Raw genomic sequence first — 15,296 nt, forward strand, 5'->3', positions numbered from 1 at the left:
TCATCCGGCGGCGGCCCCGCGCAACAGCAGATCGATCAGCGATTCGGCGTCGGCGCGGGTGGCGGAGCGCCGGGTCAGCACCCGGTACAGCAGTGCGCCGATCACCGATTCGGCCAGGGTGCCGAGATCGGCGTCGGCGCGGAGCTCGCCCGCGGCGACCCCGGCGCTCAGCCGCTCGGTGAGGTGCTGCCGGGTCGGGCCGGTCAGGTGCGCGTAGAGCCGTTCGGCATCGGTGTCGCTGTCGGCGGCCGCCGCGGCGAGCCCGCGGATCATGGCCTCGGTGCCCGGCTCGGCCAGTCGCTGGAAATGGATGCCCAGCCATTCACCCAGGTCGGCGGCGATATCACCGGTATCGGCCGGAGCGGGTGATTCGAGGACGAGATATCCGCCGAGGGCTGCCTCCGCGACGACCTCGGCCCGGGACCGCCACCACCGGTACACGGTCTGCTTGCCGACGCCCGCGCGCGCCGCGATCGCGTCCATCGTCATCTGCTCGTAGTGACCGGCGGACAGCAAATCGCGCGCGGCCTCGAGTACGGCTCGATGGGCCTGCGCGCTGCGCGGCCGTCCACGTCGGGTCCCTGGCACGGAGGGGAAGCCTAGTGACCGATCGGCGCGCATCGGTGTAGCGTCGCAATTACGATACAAAAAGTCTCGTAAATCGAGTCGAGTATCACGAGCATGGACAGGAGTTGCGATGGACAAGGACGTTGCCGTCGTCATCGGTGTCGGCGGCATGGGCCAGGCGATCGCGCGGCGGATCGGCAGTGGCCGCAGGCTGGTGCTGGCGGATTTCAGCGCCGCCACGCTGGACGCGGCCGGCGCGCTGCTGAGTGGCGAGGGTCACGACGTCACCACCCGGGTGGTGGACGTCTCCGACGTGGCGTCGGTGCGGGCGCTGGCCGAGGCGTCCGCCGCGCTCGGCCGCCTCACCCACGTCGCGCACACCGCCGGCCTGTCCCCGACCCAGGCGCCGGTCGACCGCATCCTGCACGTGGACCTGCTCGGCGTCGCCGTGGTGCTGGACGAATTCGCGAATGTAGTGGCGCCCGGCGGCGCGGGCGTCGTCATCGCCAGCATGGCGGGCCACATGGCGCCCGGCCTGCTGTCCGCCGAACAGTCGAAGCAACTCGCCACCGCGCCCGCCGCGGACCTGCTGACGCTGCCCGTGGTCACCGCGGTGGACAACCCGGGTCTGGCGTACTCGCTGGCGAAGCAGGCCAACCTGCTGCGGGTCCAGGCGGCGGCCGGCGCCTGGGGCGCTCGCGGCGCCCGGATCAACTCGATCAGCCCCGGCGTGATCTCCACCCCCATGGGCCGGCAGGAGCTGGCCGGCGAATCCGGCGCGAATATGCGTGCGCTGCTGGACATGTCACCGGCGAAGCGGCTCGGCACCCCCGACGACATCGCCGCGGCGGCCGAATTCCTGCTCGACCCGCGCGCCGGATTCGTCACCGGCACAGACCTTCTCGTCGACGGCGGTGTGGTCGCCACCCTGCGCGCCCTGCCCGCGCCGTAGCGGCGGCGGACCCGGCGGCGGGCAAGGGAATTCCCCCCCCCACCCGACGCCCATCGGAATGGCGGCACCGGCCGACGCGGGCACGGCTGCCCTGTCCTGATCGGGGCCGTGCGCCGATTCCCGGCGGGTGCGTGTTCGCGACGTCACCCGTGCTCGGACCTCACATGTCGGACTCCGACGGCACACTGGTCGTATGGATATCTCAGCGGCCGTCGGCGCGGTGCTCGGCGCCTTCGGGTTGTCGGGAGCGGCGGGGCTCAACGCCTGGCTGCCCTTGCTGGTGGTGGGCGTGGCGGCTCGGGCCGGGTGGATCGATCTGGGCAGTTCCTACGGGTGGATGTCCTCGACACCCGTGCTGCTCGGCATCGCCGCGCTGCTCGTCATCGATCTCGTGGGCGACAAAGTGCCCGTGCTGGATTCGGCGCTGCACGCGGTCGGGACGGTGATCGCGCCGACCTCCGGGGCGATCCTGTTCACCGCCGACACCAGCCTGTCGTCGCACCTGCCGCCCGTGGTCACGGCGGTCATCGGGGCCGTCGTCGCGGGCAGCGTGCACGCCGGGCGGACGGTGGCCCGGCCGTTCGTCACGGGAACGACCGCGGGCGTGGGCAATCCGGTGGTGTCGACCGCCGAGGACGGTACCGCGCTGGTGCTCACGGTGCTGGCGCTGGCCGTGCCGGTGGTGGCGTTCGTCGCGATCCTGCTCCTGCTGTTCCTGTTGGGCTGGATCGCATTCCGGGCGCAACGATGGTTGCGGGCCCGGCGGCGGCGTCGGCTCGAACCGGGCCCGCGGTCCGGTGAGCTACCCGACACGAAGCGATACACGAGGCGATTCACCATGTGACACAGGCCCGTCCGGGCATCTCGCGATGCCCGGACGGCGTCACGGATCAGGCGCCGCAGAGCGCGCTGTTGCCGTAGGTGTCGGGGGCGCACCAGAAGTAGCCGGCGTCCGGATCGCTCATCGCCTGGGTGCCGCGGGTGAAGTGCAGCACGGTGACCTGGTTGTCGGGCGCGGTGACCAGCCCGGCGCGCCAGTACGTGCCGGTGCCGAGCGCGCCACCGAGGCCGTTGCCGGTGATCGCGGTCCGGTCCCGGAGCGTGATCAGGACGCTCGTGTCGTCGTCGCGAACCCATGTCAGGTTCCACTGCTCGCTGTCGACGGCCCCGTCGTACAACGTGATGGTGCCCAGGCCGTCGTAGTAGAGCGACATGGCCCGGTCGTGGCCCTGCCACCGGTGGTCGTAGGTGCCGGAGGCCGCCGGCAGCGCGGCGACCGGATCGGCCCGCCCGACGGTGTTCCCCGCCTGGACCGCCGTGGTACCGGCCAGGGCGCCGGCGACCACCGCCATCGCCAGGACCGCACCCCGCGCACGATTCGCGAACATTGTGGCTCTCCTCCGCCGAAGAATGCCGGACTCGTTGTCCGGCAACTCGAGTCTGCGGCCACGACAGCGGCGCGACCAGGCACCCCAGGGTCAGGTCGACCCCACCCTGGCGGGGCGGGCGGACACCTGCGGGGCGGCGGCCGCGGACGCCACATCACGGTCGGAAACCGATTCTGGTGCGTCAGCAATTTTTCGGCATTCGATCGTTGAATACTCTGCGTATGACATCGAGTCGGCTGTCCCGCAGGTCGATCCTCGCGCTGGCCACCGGGCTACCATTGAGCGCGATGGTTACGAAGCACGTCGGGGGCGCGGTGACGCCGGTTCGGTACACCATGACCGCCTTCACGAACGACAGCCAGACCGACATGTGGGTCTACGAATCCGTCGATGCCACGCATTTCTCGCTGGTCCGGCGGGCCGCGTACCGGCCGCCGGACGCCGACCCCGAGGACACCCCGGCGACCGCGCCCACCGACCGGCGGGGTCTGTGCCGCGACCCCAGCGCGTTCCGCCACACCGACGGCGCCTACTACCTCACGTACACGACCGCGTGGGACGGCGACACCATCGGCTTCGCCCGGAGCGCGGATCGGCTCGCCTGGACGTTCCTGTACGAGTACACGATGCCGCTGCCCGGGATCACGAACAGCTGGGCGCCGGAATGGTTCGTCGACCGCGACAATCGCGTGCACGTCATCGTGAGCCTCAACGACGGCACCGGTTTCCGGCCGCACCTGATGTCCGCGCTCGACACCGCACTGGACCGGCCGCAGTGGAGTACGCCCACCCCGTTGATCGGCATCACGCCGGCCCCGGGCACCAGCGGCTACATCGACACCACGATGCGGCTGGTCCGGGGCCGCTATCACGCCTTCGTCAAGAACGAGACGACCAAGAACATCGAGGTGGCGGTAGCCGAGAAGCTCGCGGGCCCTTACGTTTTCGTGCGGACCGGCAACTGGGCGCAGTGGGGCGGCGCCGGTGCCGGCGATCCCCGCGAGGGTCAGTGCGTGATCCCGCTGCCCGACGGCCGCTGGCGGATCTACCTGGACGCCTACAACCTGGACAACCCCGTGCAGGGCCACTACGTCTACAGCGACACCGTCACCACCGATCTGCTCGGCGAGTGGACCACCCCGCGCCCGCTGCCCGGCCTGTCCGGATTCGTCCGCCACTTCACCGTCCTGCTCGAATAGGACGATTACGGCCCGCGTGGGCGGGCACCCCGCCAATGCCGGGTGGGTCGGCGCCGGCGATCGGTGCCGGCCCACGCCATGATGGTGGGATGGCCGAACGGGTGAGTGTATGCGCGCATTGCTGATTCTGATCGTCGTACTGGCGATCGGGCTGGTCGTCGGCGACCGGGTCGCGGTCGTGGTGACGCAGAACGAGATCGGCCGCAAGATCGCCGGAGAGTACGAGCTCACCCAGCAACCGCGGGTCGCGATCAACGGCTTCCCGTTCCTGACGCAGGCCGTCGAAGGCACCTATCACGACATCGGGATCCGGGTCGGCGATTGGAGCGGGGAGAACATCACCGTCCACGACCTCGACATCACGCTCACCGACGTGTCGGCGCCGCTGGACGACGTGCTGCACGACCGCACCTCGAATTTCGTCGCCGCGCAGGCGGCGGCGAAGGCGCTGGTGCCCTACGACACCGTGCGGGGCTTCGCGTCGAAGGAGGTGGAGTCGCTGTCCTACGCGCCGGAAGGACTGCGGGTCATCGGGACGTTCCCGGTGGAGGGCGTCCAGGTGCCCGCGACGGTGATCGTCACCGTCGCGCCGGTGACCGACGGCATCCGGATCACTCCGGTCTCGGTCCAGTCGGCGGCAGGCGGGCCCACGCTCTCCCTGTCGATGGTGCAGAGCATGCTGACCTTCGTGGTCCCGCTGCGGCAGCTGCCGCTCGGGGCGCAGCTGACCGCGATCGAACCCGGCCCCGACGGTCTGCGGGTCACCGCCGTCGCGCACTCCGTGCGATTCTCCGAGGTGCCGGCCACGACCGGCGGTGAGTGACCGCCCGGGCGCTCAGGCCGGCGGATCGGGCCGCCGTTCGCCCTCGACCTCCCGCAGGAATACCTCGACCAGATCGATGACCTGACGGTGCCCGGCGTCGACATCGAAGGCTTCCTCGATGCGCAGGAAACGCGAAATGCTCGACATGGTCAGCACGATCGTCTCCGGGGTGCGGGTCTCGGATCGCACTCCGTATCCGTCGAGAATCCTGCCGACCGCGTCGAGTTGCAGTTTGCGGAATTTCCTGGAGGAATCCGATATTTCGGCCCGGATGGCCTTCCGATGATTCGCCAGTGCGACGAACTCCATGGTCAGCGCGGTGTGCGAGCGATCGTGGATCGCCTCCCACAACGACCACAGCGGCTGGGGTGAGGTGAGTGCGTCGAGCTGGCGCTGATAACTGCGATCGGCGCCGCGCCGGAACAATTCGATGAACAGATTGTCCATGTTCTCGAAGTAGTAGTAGACCAGCGCCGGGTTGACCCCGACCGTATTGCCGAGGCGCCGCGAACTGACCGCCGCATACCCCTCGTCCATCATGATCCGCTCGGCCGCGTCGAGTAACGCGGTGCGGGTGGTGGGGTTCTCGGCGTCGTCTCCGCGGCTCCGGCTCATGTGGTGCCTCCCGATGTGTACGTGGCGAGAGCCTTCGCCGCAGACAGGCATTGTCTCATTTCCCGGCCCGGCCGCGGGGGCCACGGGGCATTCCGAACGGGTCATCCGGGGTCCCGATGAGCCTGCTTGCGTCGCAAGACATCTCGTGACCAGCGACGATGCGGACCCTTGACAGCCGCGAACGGCCTCCCGTATAACCTTAATCACTCGATTAATTAATCACCCGGTTAAGTTTGAGAGCGTCGCTCTCCGAACGGTCCCGATGTGGTGCGCACGGCCGATGGGCCCGGTGCGCGGCGGACCAGGAATGTGGTGTGCACATGGAACTTTCGCCGACAACCTCGCGACGGAGGTCGCCGGTCCGGCCGCGTGGGGCGGTGGGCCGTGGCCTCGGCTGAGATCGCCTCGGCGGCCACCGGCGCCGCGCCGGTGCGCGGCTGGCACCGGGCGCGGATCGCCGAGGTGGTCACCGAGACCGCGGACGCGCGTTCCTACGTCCTCGCGGTGCCCGCCGCGGTGCGCGAGCGCTTCGACTACCGGGCCGGGCAGTTCCTCACCTTCCGGGTGACGGTCGACGGTGCCGAGCACTACCGGTCGTACTCGATGTCGTCGGCGCCGGCGGTGGGAGATCCGTTGCAGGTCACCGTGAAACGAGTCCGTGGTGGCCTGGTGTCCAACCGGCTGATCGACACGCTCGCGGTCGGCGACGAGGTCGAGGTGACGGTTCCGGCGGGGGTGTTCGTCCTGCGGGACGGCGGCGGCGATCTCGTCGCCTTCGCCGGCGGCAGCGGGATCACCCCGGTGTTCGCCGTGCTGAAAACCGTGCTGGCCACCACCTCTCGCCGGGTGCGATTGCTGTACGCCAATCGCGACCGGGCCTCGGTGATCTTCGCGCGGCAGCTGGCCGAACTGGCCGAGGGCAGCGGCGGGCGGCTCACGATCACCTGGCACCACGACGCCGAATCCGGCCTGGTCGATGCCGGCCGGATCCGTGGCGTGCTCGAAAACGCCACGGACGCCGAATATTTCGTCTGTGGCCCGGAGCCGTTCATGGACCTGGTCGAGGCGGTGCTCGGGGAGCGCGGCGCCGATCGGGCGCGCGTGCACATCGAGCGGTTCGGCACGCCGAACGGTCCCGAACCCATTGCGCCGCAGGAGGTCACCGCCGCCGAGGTGACGGTGCGATACGGCCGCCGCCGGGTCAGCGGCGCACACCGCGCCGGTTCGACGCTGTTGCAGACCGCCCGCGCGCTGGGCGTGGCGCCGCCGTCCTCCTGCGAGGCGGGCAGCTGCGCGACCTGCATCGCCCGGATCGTCCGCGGCAGCGCGCGGATGCGCCACAACGACGCGCTCGGCGAGGACGAGGTGGCCGACGGGTGGGTGCTGACCTGCCAGGCGTTCCCGACCAGCCCGGTCGTGCACGTGGTCTACGAGTAGAGGGAGAACAACCATGAACAGTCCGACTCCGGGCGCCGGCGCGCCCGGCGCACCCGCGGAGCGTGCTGCCGGCCGGGTCGCGGTGATCACCGGCGGCGCGTCCGGCATGGGACTGTCGATCTGCCACGCACTGGCCGGGATCGGCGATCGGGTCGCCGTCTGGGACATCGACGGCGCCGCCGCCGAACGTGTGGCGGAGGAGATCCGGGCCGCGGGCGGTACCGCCACGGCCGCCGAGGTGGACGTGACCGACCGCGCGGCCGTGCACGAGGCGCTGCGCAAGGTGCACGCCGAATTCGGCCCGGTCCAGATCATGGTCACCAGTGCGGGACTGGTCGGTTTCGCGCCGTTCACCGAGATCACCGACGAGGCCTGGCATCGGGTGATCGACGTGAATCTGCACGGCACCTTCCACTGCGTCCAGGCGTCGATCCCGGACATGCTCGCGGGCGGCTGGGGCCGGATCGTGACGATCTCGTCCTCCAGCGCGCAGCGCGGCTCGCCGGGCATGATCCATTACACCGCCTCCAAGGGCGCGGTCGTGGCGATGACGAAAGGTCTTGCGCGCGAATACGCTTCGCGCGGCATCACGGTGAACACGATTCCGCCGTCGGGAATCGACACCCCGATGTCGCGGAACTCGCAGGCCGCCGGGAATCTGCCGGACAACGAGGTCATGGCCAAGGCGATCCCGGTCGGGCACCTCGGCACCGGCGAGGACATCGCCGCGGCGGTGGTGTTCCTGTGCTCGGAACAGGCCGGATACATCACCGGGCAGGTACTCGGCGTGAACGGCGGCTCGGTCATATGACCACCTCGGTACCCCGGCTCGCCCCGCTGCCGCCCGAGCAGTGGGACGAGGACGCCCGGGCACTGCTGCGCGGCCGCGTGGGGCTCGCCGACCGGTACCTGTCCGGCGCGCCCGACGCGCCCCGCATGCCGAACGTGCTCGGTGTCCTCGGCCATCACCCGGAACTGGCCGCGGCCTGGCTGTCCTACAACGGGGTCCTGCTCCAGGAACCCGCGCTGGATCCGCTGCTGCGCGAACTGGTGATCCTGCGCGTCGCGGCCCGTACCGGCTCCGACTACGAGTGGCATCAGCACGTGCGGATCGGGACCCGACTGGGCCTGTCCGCCGCGCAGATCGACGCGATCGGCGCGCCCGCCGGCGGCCCGGCCCTGTCGCCGGTCGAAGTGCTGCTGCTCGTCGCCACCGACGAACTGCTCGACGGACATCGCCTCGGGGATCGCACCTGGGCCGAACTGTCCGGGCATTTCGACGCCCGTCAACTCCTGGAACTGCTGTTCGTCGCCGGTTCCTACCTGTGCCTGGCGCTGGTGTTCAACAGCGTCGCACTGCAACCCGACCCGGACATCGGTCCGGGTGACCGACCCGCTTCACCGGAAACGGAGGTTCGACCGTGAGCGGATGGCCCAAACCCGCCGAAGGCAGCTGGACCCAACACTATCCGGATCTGGGCACCGGCCCGATCTCGTTCGAGGATTCGGTGTCCCCGGAGTTCTACGACCTGGAGCGGGAGGCGATCTTCAAGCGCGCCTGGCTCAATGTCGGTCGTGTCGAGCAATTGCCGCGCACCGGAAGCTATTTCACCAAGGAGATCCGGATCGCCCGGACCTCGGTGATCGTCGTCCGCCAGAGTGACGGCAGTGTGCGGGCGTTCCACAACATCTGCCGTCATCGCGGGAACAAGCTGGTGTGGAACGACTTCCCGAACGAGGAGGTCGCGGGCACCTGCCGGCAGTTCACCTGCAAGTACCACGGCTGGCGCTACAACCTCGACGGCACCCTGAACTTCGTCCAGCAGGAGGGCGAATTCTTCGACTTGGACAAGGATTCCACCGGGCTGGTGCCGGTCGCCTGCGACGTGTGGGCGGGATTCGTCTTCGTCAATCTGGACCCGGCCCCGCGGCAGACGCTGCGCGAATTCCTCGGCCCGATGATCACCGCCCTCGACGGTTATCCGTTCGACAAGATGACCGAGTGGTACGAATTCTCGGCCGACAATCGCAGCAACTGGAAGCTGTTCGCCGACGCGTTCCAGGAGTACTACCACGTTCCGGCGCTGCATACGCAGCAGGTGCCGTCCGCGGTGCGCAAACCCGAGAACGGATTCACCTGTGCGCATTTCCAGCTCGACGGCCCGCACCGGGTGACGTCGACCGCCGGCCCCCGGCGCTGGACGCTGCCCGCGGAATACATGTATCCCATCGAACGGGTCACCCGCAGTGGGCTGGTGGGCCCGTGGCAATCCCCGGAACTCGAGGGTGAGATGCCGCCCGGACTGAACCCCGGCAAGGTCGAGCCCTGGGGTATCGACAATTTCCAGATCTTCCCGAACATCGAGATCCTCATCTACCGCGGCTGGTATCTGCTGTACCGCTACTGGCCCACCTCCTACAACAGCCACCACTTCGAGGGCATGCTGTGCTACCAGCCGGCCCGCACGGTGCGCGAACGCGTCGAGCACGAGGTCTCCTCGGTGGTGTTCAAGGAATTCGCCCTGCAGGACGCGGGCATGCTGAACGGGACGCAGACCGCGCTGGAGGCCGCCTACAGCACCGCGGGCATCACCGAATATCCACTCGGCGATCAGGAGATCCTGGTGCGCCACTTCCACAAGACGGTCGCGGAATGGGTGGACGCCTATCGCGCCGAGCGCGTGGAGGTGCGGGCATGACGAGCGGACGCCTGCTGCCCCCGGCCTACGCCGACCTCGAGCCGTACGCGCGAATCTGGTGCCTGCCCACCGAAAGCGAACGGTGGGATCGGCGGCGCAATTCCGAGATGCCGGAGATGATCGAGTTCTACGACGCGTTCTTCCCCCGGCTCGACGAGGCCATCGAATACTGCGACAAATTCCCGCTCGACGACCTGCCCGAGGACGCCACCCACCTGCTGTGGCTGGTGTATTCGCTCGTGATGGTGGCCATGGCCGTCGAGATCTTCCATCAGCCCGCGCCGACCGACAGCGCCGACGCGGAACTCGCACGCATCAGGGAGCCACTGCCGTGACCATCACCCTCGAGAAGCTCGGCCGCGACGTCGGCGCCGAGATCACCGACGTGGACACCGACCGGCTGCTGACCGATCCGACCGTGCCGGGCGCGATCCTGGAAGCACTGGAAACCCATGGGGTGCTGTTGTTCCGGGGCCTGCACCTGGACGCGGAAACGCAGGTCGAGTTCTGCCGGCACCTCGGCGATCTCGACACCTCGCCGGGGCATCACCCGGTCAGCGGGATCTACCGGGTCAGCCTGGACACCGCGAAGAACTCGTCGGCGAGCTATCTGCGGGCCACCTTCGACTGGCATATCGACGGCTGCACCCCGGAGGACGACGCCTACCCGCAGAAGGCCACGGTGCTCTCGGCGCACGCGGTCGCGGAGACCGGCGGCGAAACCGAATTCGCCTCTACCTACGCCGCGTACGACGATCTCAGCGACGACGAGAAGACCCGGTTCGCCACCTTGCGGGTGCTGCACTCGCTGGAGGCCTCGCAACGGCTGGTGACCCCGGACCCGACGCCGGAACAGCTGGCGGCCTGGCATCGGCGGCCGTCCAAGGAACATCCGCTCGTCTGGACGCACACCACCGGACGCCGCTCGCTGGTGCTCGGCGCCTCCACCGACCATGTGGTGGGCATGGAGCCGACCGCGAGCCGCGCGCTGCTGGACGGACTGCTCGACCGCTGCACCGCCCCGGACCGGGTGTATCGGCACGAATGGACCGTGGGCGACACCGTGATCTGGGACAACCGCGGTGTCATCCATCGCGCCGCTCCCTACGAACCGAACTCGCCGCGAGAAATGCTGCGCACCACCGTCCTCGGTGACGAACCCATCCAATAGTCGTAGATCACAGGAGATTTCATCATGGCTCGCTGGCCCAAACCACCCGAGGGCAGCTGGACGCAGCACTACGCCGAACTCGGCACCGCCCCGATGTCGTACGCCGACTCGATCTCGCCGGAGTTCTACGACCTGGAGCGGGAGGCGATCTTCAAGCGCGCCTGGCTCAATGTCGGTCGTGTCGAGCAATTGCCGCGCACCGGAAGCTATTTCACCAAGGAGATCCGGATCGCCCGGACCTCGGTGATCGTCGTCCGCCAGAGTGACGGCAGTGTGCGGGCGTTCCACAACATCTGCCGTCATCGCGGGAACAAGCTGGTGTGGAACGACTTTCCGAACGAGGAGGTCGCGGGCACCTGCCGGCAGTTCACCTGCAAGTACCACGGCTGGCGCTACGACATCGACGGTGCGCTGAAGTTCGTTCAGCAGGAGGGCGAATTCTTCGATCTGGACAAGGATTCCTACGGCCTGGTGCCGGTCGCCTGCGACGTCTGGTCGGGATTCATTTTCGTCAACCTCGATCCGAGCCCCCGGCAGACCCTGCACGAGTTCCTCGGCCCGATGATCACCGACCTGGACGGCTACCCGTTCGATCGGCTCACCGAGCGCTGGCACTACCGCAGCGAGGTCGGCGCCAACTGGAAGCTGTACATGGACGCGTTCCAGGAGTTCTATCACGCGCCGGTCCTGCACGGAAAACAAAGTCCCGCAAAGTATTCCGCCGCCGCCGCGCAGGCCGGTTTCGAGGCGCCGCTCTACCGGCTCGACGGGCCCCACCGGCTGGTCAGCACCTCCGGCGTGGTCACCTGGGAACTGGACTCCGAGATGCGCAAGCCGATGGAGGACATCACTCGCAGCGGACTGTTCGGGCCGTGGGACGCACCGGATCTCGGCCCGATGCCGGTGGGCCTGAATCCCGCGAAATGCGATCCGTGGGGGCTGGACTCCTTCCAGCTGTTCCCGAACTTCGTGATCCTGATCTGGTCCGGTGGCTGGTATCTCACGTACCACTATTGGCCGACCTCGTACAACACCCACGTGTTCGAGGGCAATCTGTACTTCCCGCCCGCCCGGACCATCCGCGAACGCGTCGCCCACGAGATGGCGGCGGTCACGTTCAAGGAATACGCGCTGCAGGACGGCAATACCCTGGAGGCCACCCAGACCATGCTCGAATCCCGTGTGGTGGAGGCATTTCCGCTCAACGACCAGGAGATCCTGCTGCGGCACCTGCACAAGGTCGCCGGCGACTGGGTCACCGATTACCTCGGTGGCGATCTGGAGGTGACGAAGCGATGAGCACCACCCTGTTGCCGGCCGAATTCGCCGACCTGGAGCCCTTCGCCGAAACCTGGTGCCTGCCCACCGAACCCGAGCGGTATGCCCGGCGGCTGGCCAGCTCGATGGCCGAGATGCAGAGTTTCTACGACGCGATCACGCCGCGCGCCGACGCGGCGATGGAATACTGCGACCGGTTCCCGCTCGACGAGCAGCCCGAGGACGCGCTGAACCTGCTGTACCTGCTGTATTCGATGATCATGGTGTCCTTCCCCGTCGAGGTGTGGAGCCAGCCGCGCGTGCCGGATTCGGGTGCGGCGACCCTCGACTGCGTGATCGAGCCGCTGCCGTGACCGCACCGATCACCGTGCTGCGCGCGGCCCGCCTGCTCGACGTCGAGTCCGGCGAAGTACGTTCTCCCGCAACGATCGTGGTCGAGGGCAATCGGATCACCTCGGTCGCGCCGGAGCCGGCGATCCCGCCGTCGGCCACCGTGATCGACCTCGGTGACGTCACCCTGCTGCCCGGCCTGATGGACATGGAGATCAACCTGCTCATCGGCGGGCCGGACAACCCCACCGGGCTGCCCAACCCGATGCACGGCGTGCAGGACGACCCCGTCTACCGGACCCTGCGCGGCACGGTGAACGCCCGTACCACGTTGCACGCCGGTTTCACCACGGTCCGCAATCTCGGGCTCATGGTGAAGACCGGGGGGTATCTGCTCGACGTCGATCTGGGCCGGGCCATCGAACAGGGCTGGGTCGAGGGACCGCGGATCGTCGGGGCCGGGCACGCGATCACCCCGACCGGCGGGCACCTCGACCCGACCATGTTCCAGCGGCTGGCCCCGCACATCATGCCGCTGAGCGTGGAGGAGGGCCGCGCCAACGGCGTCCCGCAGGTGCGCGAATGCGTCCGCTACCAGATCAAATACGGCGCCGGGGTGATCAAGATCTCCGCCTCCGGCGGGGTGATGTCGCACGGCACCGTCGCGGGCGCGCAACAGTACTCCGACGAGGAACTCGCCGCGATCGTCGACGAGGCGCACCGCGCGGGCGTCCGGGTGGCCGCCCACGCGCACGGTGACGCCGGGATCCGGGCGTGCATCCGCGCCGGCGTGGACTGCATCGAGCACGGGTCGCTGGCAACCGACGACACCATCGCGATGATGGTCGAGCACGGCACCTTCCTGGTGCCGACCAGCTACCTGTCCGAGGGGCTGGACGTCTCGAAAGCCGCACCGGCCCTTCAGCAGAAGGCCGCCGAGGTGTTCCCGAAGGCCCGCGCGATGCTGACCAAGGCCATCGCGGCCGGAGTGAAGATCGCCTGTGGCACCGACGCGCCCGCCGTCCCGCACGGCGACAACGCGAAGGAACTGTGGGCCATGGTCGATCGCGGCATGACGCCGTTGCAGGCCATCCGCGCCGCCACGCTCACCAGCGCCGACCTGCTCGACGTCGACGACCGCGGCCGCCTGGCGCCGGGCCTGCTGGCCGACATCATCGCCGTCCCCGGCGATCCGACGACCGACATCACCCTGCTCCAGGACGTGCGCTTCGTCATGAAGGACGGCCGCGTCCACAAGAACGCCCTGACCCGCTCACCCGTCCTCGCCTGAAGGAAACGACCTGTGCCGAATCCGCTACGCCACAACCGATTCCCGGGACGACGATGCTGACCCGCCACCACCTCTACATCGGCGGCCGCTGGGAGGCACCGGCGGGCACCGGCACGATCGAGGTCGTCTCGCCGCATACCGAGCAGGTCATCGCCCGGGTGCCGGAGCCCACCCGGGCCGACGTCGACCGCGCGGTCACCGCCGCGCGGGCGGCGTTCGACCACGGGCCGTGGCCCCGGCTCGATCCGGCCGAGCGGATCCGGATCGTCCGGACGCTCGCCGAGCGCTACAAGCCGCGTCAGGAGGAGCTCGCGCAGCTGATCACCGCGGAAATGGGTGCGCCGATCACCTTTTCGCGGTCGGCGCACGCCCGGTTGCCCGGTGTGCTGATCGACGCGTTCGCGGCCGTCGCCGAGCGCGTCCCGTGGGAGCAGGCGCGGCCGGGATTCCTCGGTTCGGACATCCTGGTGCGCAAGGAGCCGGTCGGGGTCGTCGCGGCGATCATCCCGTGGAACATGCCGATGTTCCTCACCGTGGTGAAGCTCGTGCCCGCGCTGCTGGCCGGATGCACCGTCGTGCTCAAACCGTCGCCGGAGACGCCACTGGACGCCTACCTGATGGCCGACCTGCTGGACGAGGTGGGCCTGCCACCCGGGGTGGTCAGCGTGCTGCCCGCGGGCCGGGAGATCGGTGCGTATCTGGTCGGCCATCCCGGTGTCGACAAGGTCTCCTTCACCGGGTCCACCGCCGCCGGGCGGCAGGTCGCCGCGGCGTGCGGGGCCGCCCTGAGGAAGGTGAATCTGGAGCTCGGTGGCAAGTCCGCCGCGGTCGTCCTCGACGACGCCGATCCGGCCGCCGTCGCCGACGGCATGATCGTCGCGGGCCTGATGAACAGCGGCCAGGCGTGCGTCGCGCAGACGCGGATCCTGTTGCCGCGCAGCCGGTATCACGAATATCTCGACGCGCTGGCCGCCACCGTCGACGGTCTCGCCGTCGCCGACCCGGTCGATCCGGGCACCCAGGTCGGCCCACTGGTCGCGCAGCGCCAGCAAGTCCGGGTGCGCGACTATCTGGAGACCGGCCGGCGCGAGGGCGCGCGGATCGTGGCCGGCGGCAGCGACCTCCCGTCCGGGCTCGACCGGGGCTGGTACATCCGGCCCACCCTGTTCACGGATGTCGATCCGGCCATGCGGATCGCGCGGGAGGAGATCTTCGGTCCCGTCCTCACCGCGATCCCGTACACCGACGACCGGGACGCGGCCGCCGTCGCCAACGCGAGCGAGTACGGCCTGTCGGGCTCGATCTGGACGGCGGACAACGAGCGTGGTGTCGCGCTGGCCCGGGAGATCCGTACCGGCACCCTCGGTATCAACGCGGCCTACAGCATGGATCCGTTCGCGCCCTTCGGCGGGGTGAAGGCCAGCGGCATCGGCCGCGAATTCGGGCCCGAGGGGATCGATGCCTATCTGGACACCAAGTCGATCTCGGGGGTCGCCGCGCGGCGCTGAGGGCCGGGGTCAGGCACCCCGCCTCGGCCGCTCGCCTC

The 15,296-nt window shown here is 69.1% G+C and carries 17 protein-coding genes; 14 read left to right on the forward strand and 3 right to left on the reverse strand.

The features are described 5' to 3' along the window. Positions 1 to 588: a TetR/AcrR family transcriptional regulator gene (locus tag NRB56_RS23970; protein WP_194290960.1), complete on the reverse strand. Its 588-nt coding sequence runs from the start codon at positions 586 to 588 to the stop codon at positions 1 to 3. Between the two features lie 109 nt (positions 589 to 697). Between NRB56_RS23970 and NRB56_RS23975 the strand changes: the two genes are divergently transcribed. Both NRB56_RS23975 and NRB56_RS23980 read left to right on the forward strand, forming a co-directional pair. Beyond that, positions 698 to 1,519: an SDR family oxidoreductase gene (locus tag NRB56_RS23975; protein ID WP_153345811.1), complete on the forward strand. Its 822-nt coding sequence runs from the start codon at positions 698 to 700 to the stop codon at positions 1,517 to 1,519. 193 nt (positions 1,520 to 1,712) lie between these two features. Next, positions 1,713 to 2,363 carry a DUF4126 domain-containing protein gene (locus NRB56_RS23980; RefSeq protein WP_153345813.1) on the forward strand — a complete coding sequence of 217 codons (651 nt, stop codon included), beginning with the start codon at positions 1,713 to 1,715 and terminating at the stop codon, positions 2,361 to 2,363. A 46-nt stretch (positions 2,364 to 2,409) separates the two neighbouring features. Here NRB56_RS23980 and NRB56_RS23985 read toward each other — a convergent pair whose 3' ends face one another. Then, positions 2,410 to 2,907, reverse strand: coding sequence for a hypothetical protein (locus NRB56_RS23985; protein ID WP_153345815.1), 498 nt, complete (start codon positions 2,905 to 2,907; stop codon positions 2,410 to 2,412). Positions 2,908 to 3,128: 221 nt separating this feature from the next. On the opposite strand from NRB56_RS23985, the gene NRB56_RS23990 reads away from it, so the two are divergent. Further along, complete coding sequence (locus NRB56_RS23990; RefSeq protein WP_227838248.1) at positions 3,129 to 4,106, forward strand: glycoside hydrolase family protein; 978 nt, start codon at positions 3,129 to 3,131, stop codon at positions 4,104 to 4,106. A 109-nt stretch (positions 4,107 to 4,215) separates the two neighbouring features. Then, the gene (locus tag NRB56_RS23995) at positions 4,216 to 4,929 is read left to right on the forward strand and encodes an LmeA family phospholipid-binding protein (protein WP_153345817.1); all 714 of its coding nucleotides are present in this window, start codon (positions 4,216 to 4,218) and stop codon (positions 4,927 to 4,929) included. 12 nt (positions 4,930 to 4,941) lie between these two features. Here NRB56_RS23995 and NRB56_RS24000 read toward each other — a convergent pair whose 3' ends face one another. Continuing rightward, the gene (locus NRB56_RS24000) at positions 4,942 to 5,544 is read right to left on the reverse strand and encodes a TetR/AcrR family transcriptional regulator (protein WP_153345819.1); all 603 of its coding nucleotides are present in this window, start codon (positions 5,542 to 5,544) and stop codon (positions 4,942 to 4,944) included. Positions 5,545 to 5,928: 384 nt separating this feature from the next. Here NRB56_RS24000 and NRB56_RS24005 point away from each other — a divergent pair, with 384 nt between their 5' ends. Genes NRB56_RS24005 through NRB56_RS24050 form a run of 10 tightly spaced genes read left to right on the forward strand, consistent with a single transcriptional unit; the run spans position 5,929 to position 15,258 of the window. Then, complete coding sequence (locus NRB56_RS24005; protein WP_319943444.1) at positions 5,929 to 6,981, forward strand: ferredoxin--NADP reductase; 1,053 nt, start codon at positions 5,929 to 5,931, stop codon at positions 6,979 to 6,981. A 13-nt stretch (positions 6,982 to 6,994) separates the two neighbouring features. After that, on the forward strand, positions 6,995 to 7,792 hold the full coding sequence (locus NRB56_RS24010; protein WP_153345821.1) for an SDR family NAD(P)-dependent oxidoreductase: 798 nt from the start codon (positions 6,995 to 6,997) through the stop codon (positions 7,790 to 7,792). Beyond that, complete coding sequence (locus NRB56_RS24015; protein WP_153345823.1) at positions 7,789 to 8,406, forward strand: carboxymuconolactone decarboxylase family protein; 618 nt, start codon at positions 7,789 to 7,791, stop codon at positions 8,404 to 8,406. Before NRB56_RS24010 ends, NRB56_RS24015 begins: the two co-directional genes overlap by 4 nt. Then, positions 8,403 to 9,680 carry an aromatic ring-hydroxylating oxygenase subunit alpha gene (locus tag NRB56_RS24020; RefSeq protein ID WP_319943445.1) on the forward strand — a complete coding sequence of 426 codons (1,278 nt, stop codon included), beginning with the start codon at positions 8,403 to 8,405 and terminating at the stop codon, positions 9,678 to 9,680. Before NRB56_RS24015 ends, NRB56_RS24020 begins: the two co-directional genes overlap by 4 nt. Further along, positions 9,677 to 10,015, forward strand: a complete 339-nt coding sequence (locus NRB56_RS24025) for a hypothetical protein (RefSeq protein ID WP_153345825.1) — start codon at positions 9,677 to 9,679, stop codon at positions 10,013 to 10,015. The genes NRB56_RS24020 and NRB56_RS24025 overlap by 4 nt, the downstream gene beginning before the upstream one ends. Then, complete coding sequence (locus tag NRB56_RS24030; protein WP_319943446.1) at positions 10,012 to 10,851, forward strand: TauD/TfdA dioxygenase family protein; 840 nt, start codon at positions 10,012 to 10,014, stop codon at positions 10,849 to 10,851. Before NRB56_RS24025 ends, NRB56_RS24030 begins: the two co-directional genes overlap by 4 nt. Before the next feature lie 24 nt (positions 10,852 to 10,875). Beyond that, positions 10,876 to 12,150 carry an aromatic ring-hydroxylating oxygenase subunit alpha gene (locus NRB56_RS24035; protein ID WP_153345827.1) on the forward strand — a complete coding sequence of 425 codons (1,275 nt, stop codon included), beginning with the start codon at positions 10,876 to 10,878 and terminating at the stop codon, positions 12,148 to 12,150. Beyond that, complete coding sequence (locus tag NRB56_RS24040; RefSeq protein WP_153345829.1) at positions 12,147 to 12,482, forward strand: hypothetical protein; 336 nt, start codon at positions 12,147 to 12,149, stop codon at positions 12,480 to 12,482. Before NRB56_RS24035 ends, NRB56_RS24040 begins: the two co-directional genes overlap by 4 nt. Further along, positions 12,479 to 13,750 carry a metal-dependent hydrolase family protein gene (locus tag NRB56_RS24045; RefSeq protein WP_319943447.1) on the forward strand — a complete coding sequence of 424 codons (1,272 nt, stop codon included), beginning with the start codon at positions 12,479 to 12,481 and terminating at the stop codon, positions 13,748 to 13,750. The genes NRB56_RS24040 and NRB56_RS24045 overlap by 4 nt, the downstream gene beginning before the upstream one ends. A 53-nt stretch (positions 13,751 to 13,803) precedes the next feature. Further along, positions 13,804 to 15,258 (forward strand): aldehyde dehydrogenase, encoded by a 1,455-nt coding sequence (locus NRB56_RS24050; RefSeq protein WP_153345830.1) that lies wholly within the window; start codon positions 13,804 to 13,806, stop codon positions 15,256 to 15,258. The last annotated feature ends 38 nt before the right edge of the window (positions 15,259 to 15,296 follow it).

This window comes from Nocardia aurantia (assembly GCF_009604425.1).
Lineage (GTDB): Bacteria > Actinomycetota > Actinomycetes > Mycobacteriales > Mycobacteriaceae > Nocardia > Nocardia aurantia.

Coding starts and splice junctions, on each gene's coding strand:
- NRB56_RS23975 (WP_153345811.1), top strand. CDS start 698: ATGGACAAGGACGTTGCCGTCGTCATCGGTGTCGGCGGCATGGGCCAG.
- NRB56_RS23980 (WP_153345813.1), top strand. CDS start 1,713: ATGGATATCTCAGCGGCCGTCGGCGCGGTGCTCGGCGCCTTCGGGTTG.
- NRB56_RS23985 (WP_153345815.1), bottom strand. CDS start 2,907: ATGTTCGCGAATCGTGCGCGGGGTGCGGTCCTGGCGATGGCGGTGGTC.
- NRB56_RS23990 (WP_227838248.1), top strand. CDS start 3,129: ATGACATCGAGTCGGCTGTCCCGCAGGTCGATCCTCGCGCTGGCCACC.
- NRB56_RS23995 (WP_153345817.1), top strand. CDS start 4,216: ATGCGCGCATTGCTGATTCTGATCGTCGTACTGGCGATCGGGCTGGTC.
- NRB56_RS24000 (WP_153345819.1), bottom strand. CDS start 5,544: ATGAGCCGGAGCCGCGGAGACGACGCCGAGAACCCCACCACCCGCACC.
- NRB56_RS24010 (WP_153345821.1), top strand. CDS start 6,995: ATGAACAGTCCGACTCCGGGCGCCGGCGCGCCCGGCGCACCCGCGGAG.
- NRB56_RS24015 (WP_153345823.1), top strand. CDS start 7,789: ATGACCACCTCGGTACCCCGGCTCGCCCCGCTGCCGCCCGAGCAGTGG.
- NRB56_RS24025 (WP_153345825.1), top strand. CDS start 9,677: ATGACGAGCGGACGCCTGCTGCCCCCGGCCTACGCCGACCTCGAGCCG.
- NRB56_RS24035 (WP_153345827.1), top strand. CDS start 10,876: ATGGCTCGCTGGCCCAAACCACCCGAGGGCAGCTGGACGCAGCACTAC.
- NRB56_RS24040 (WP_153345829.1), top strand. CDS start 12,147: ATGAGCACCACCCTGTTGCCGGCCGAATTCGCCGACCTGGAGCCCTTC.
- NRB56_RS24050 (WP_153345830.1), top strand. CDS start 13,804: ATGCTGACCCGCCACCACCTCTACATCGGCGGCCGCTGGGAGGCACCG.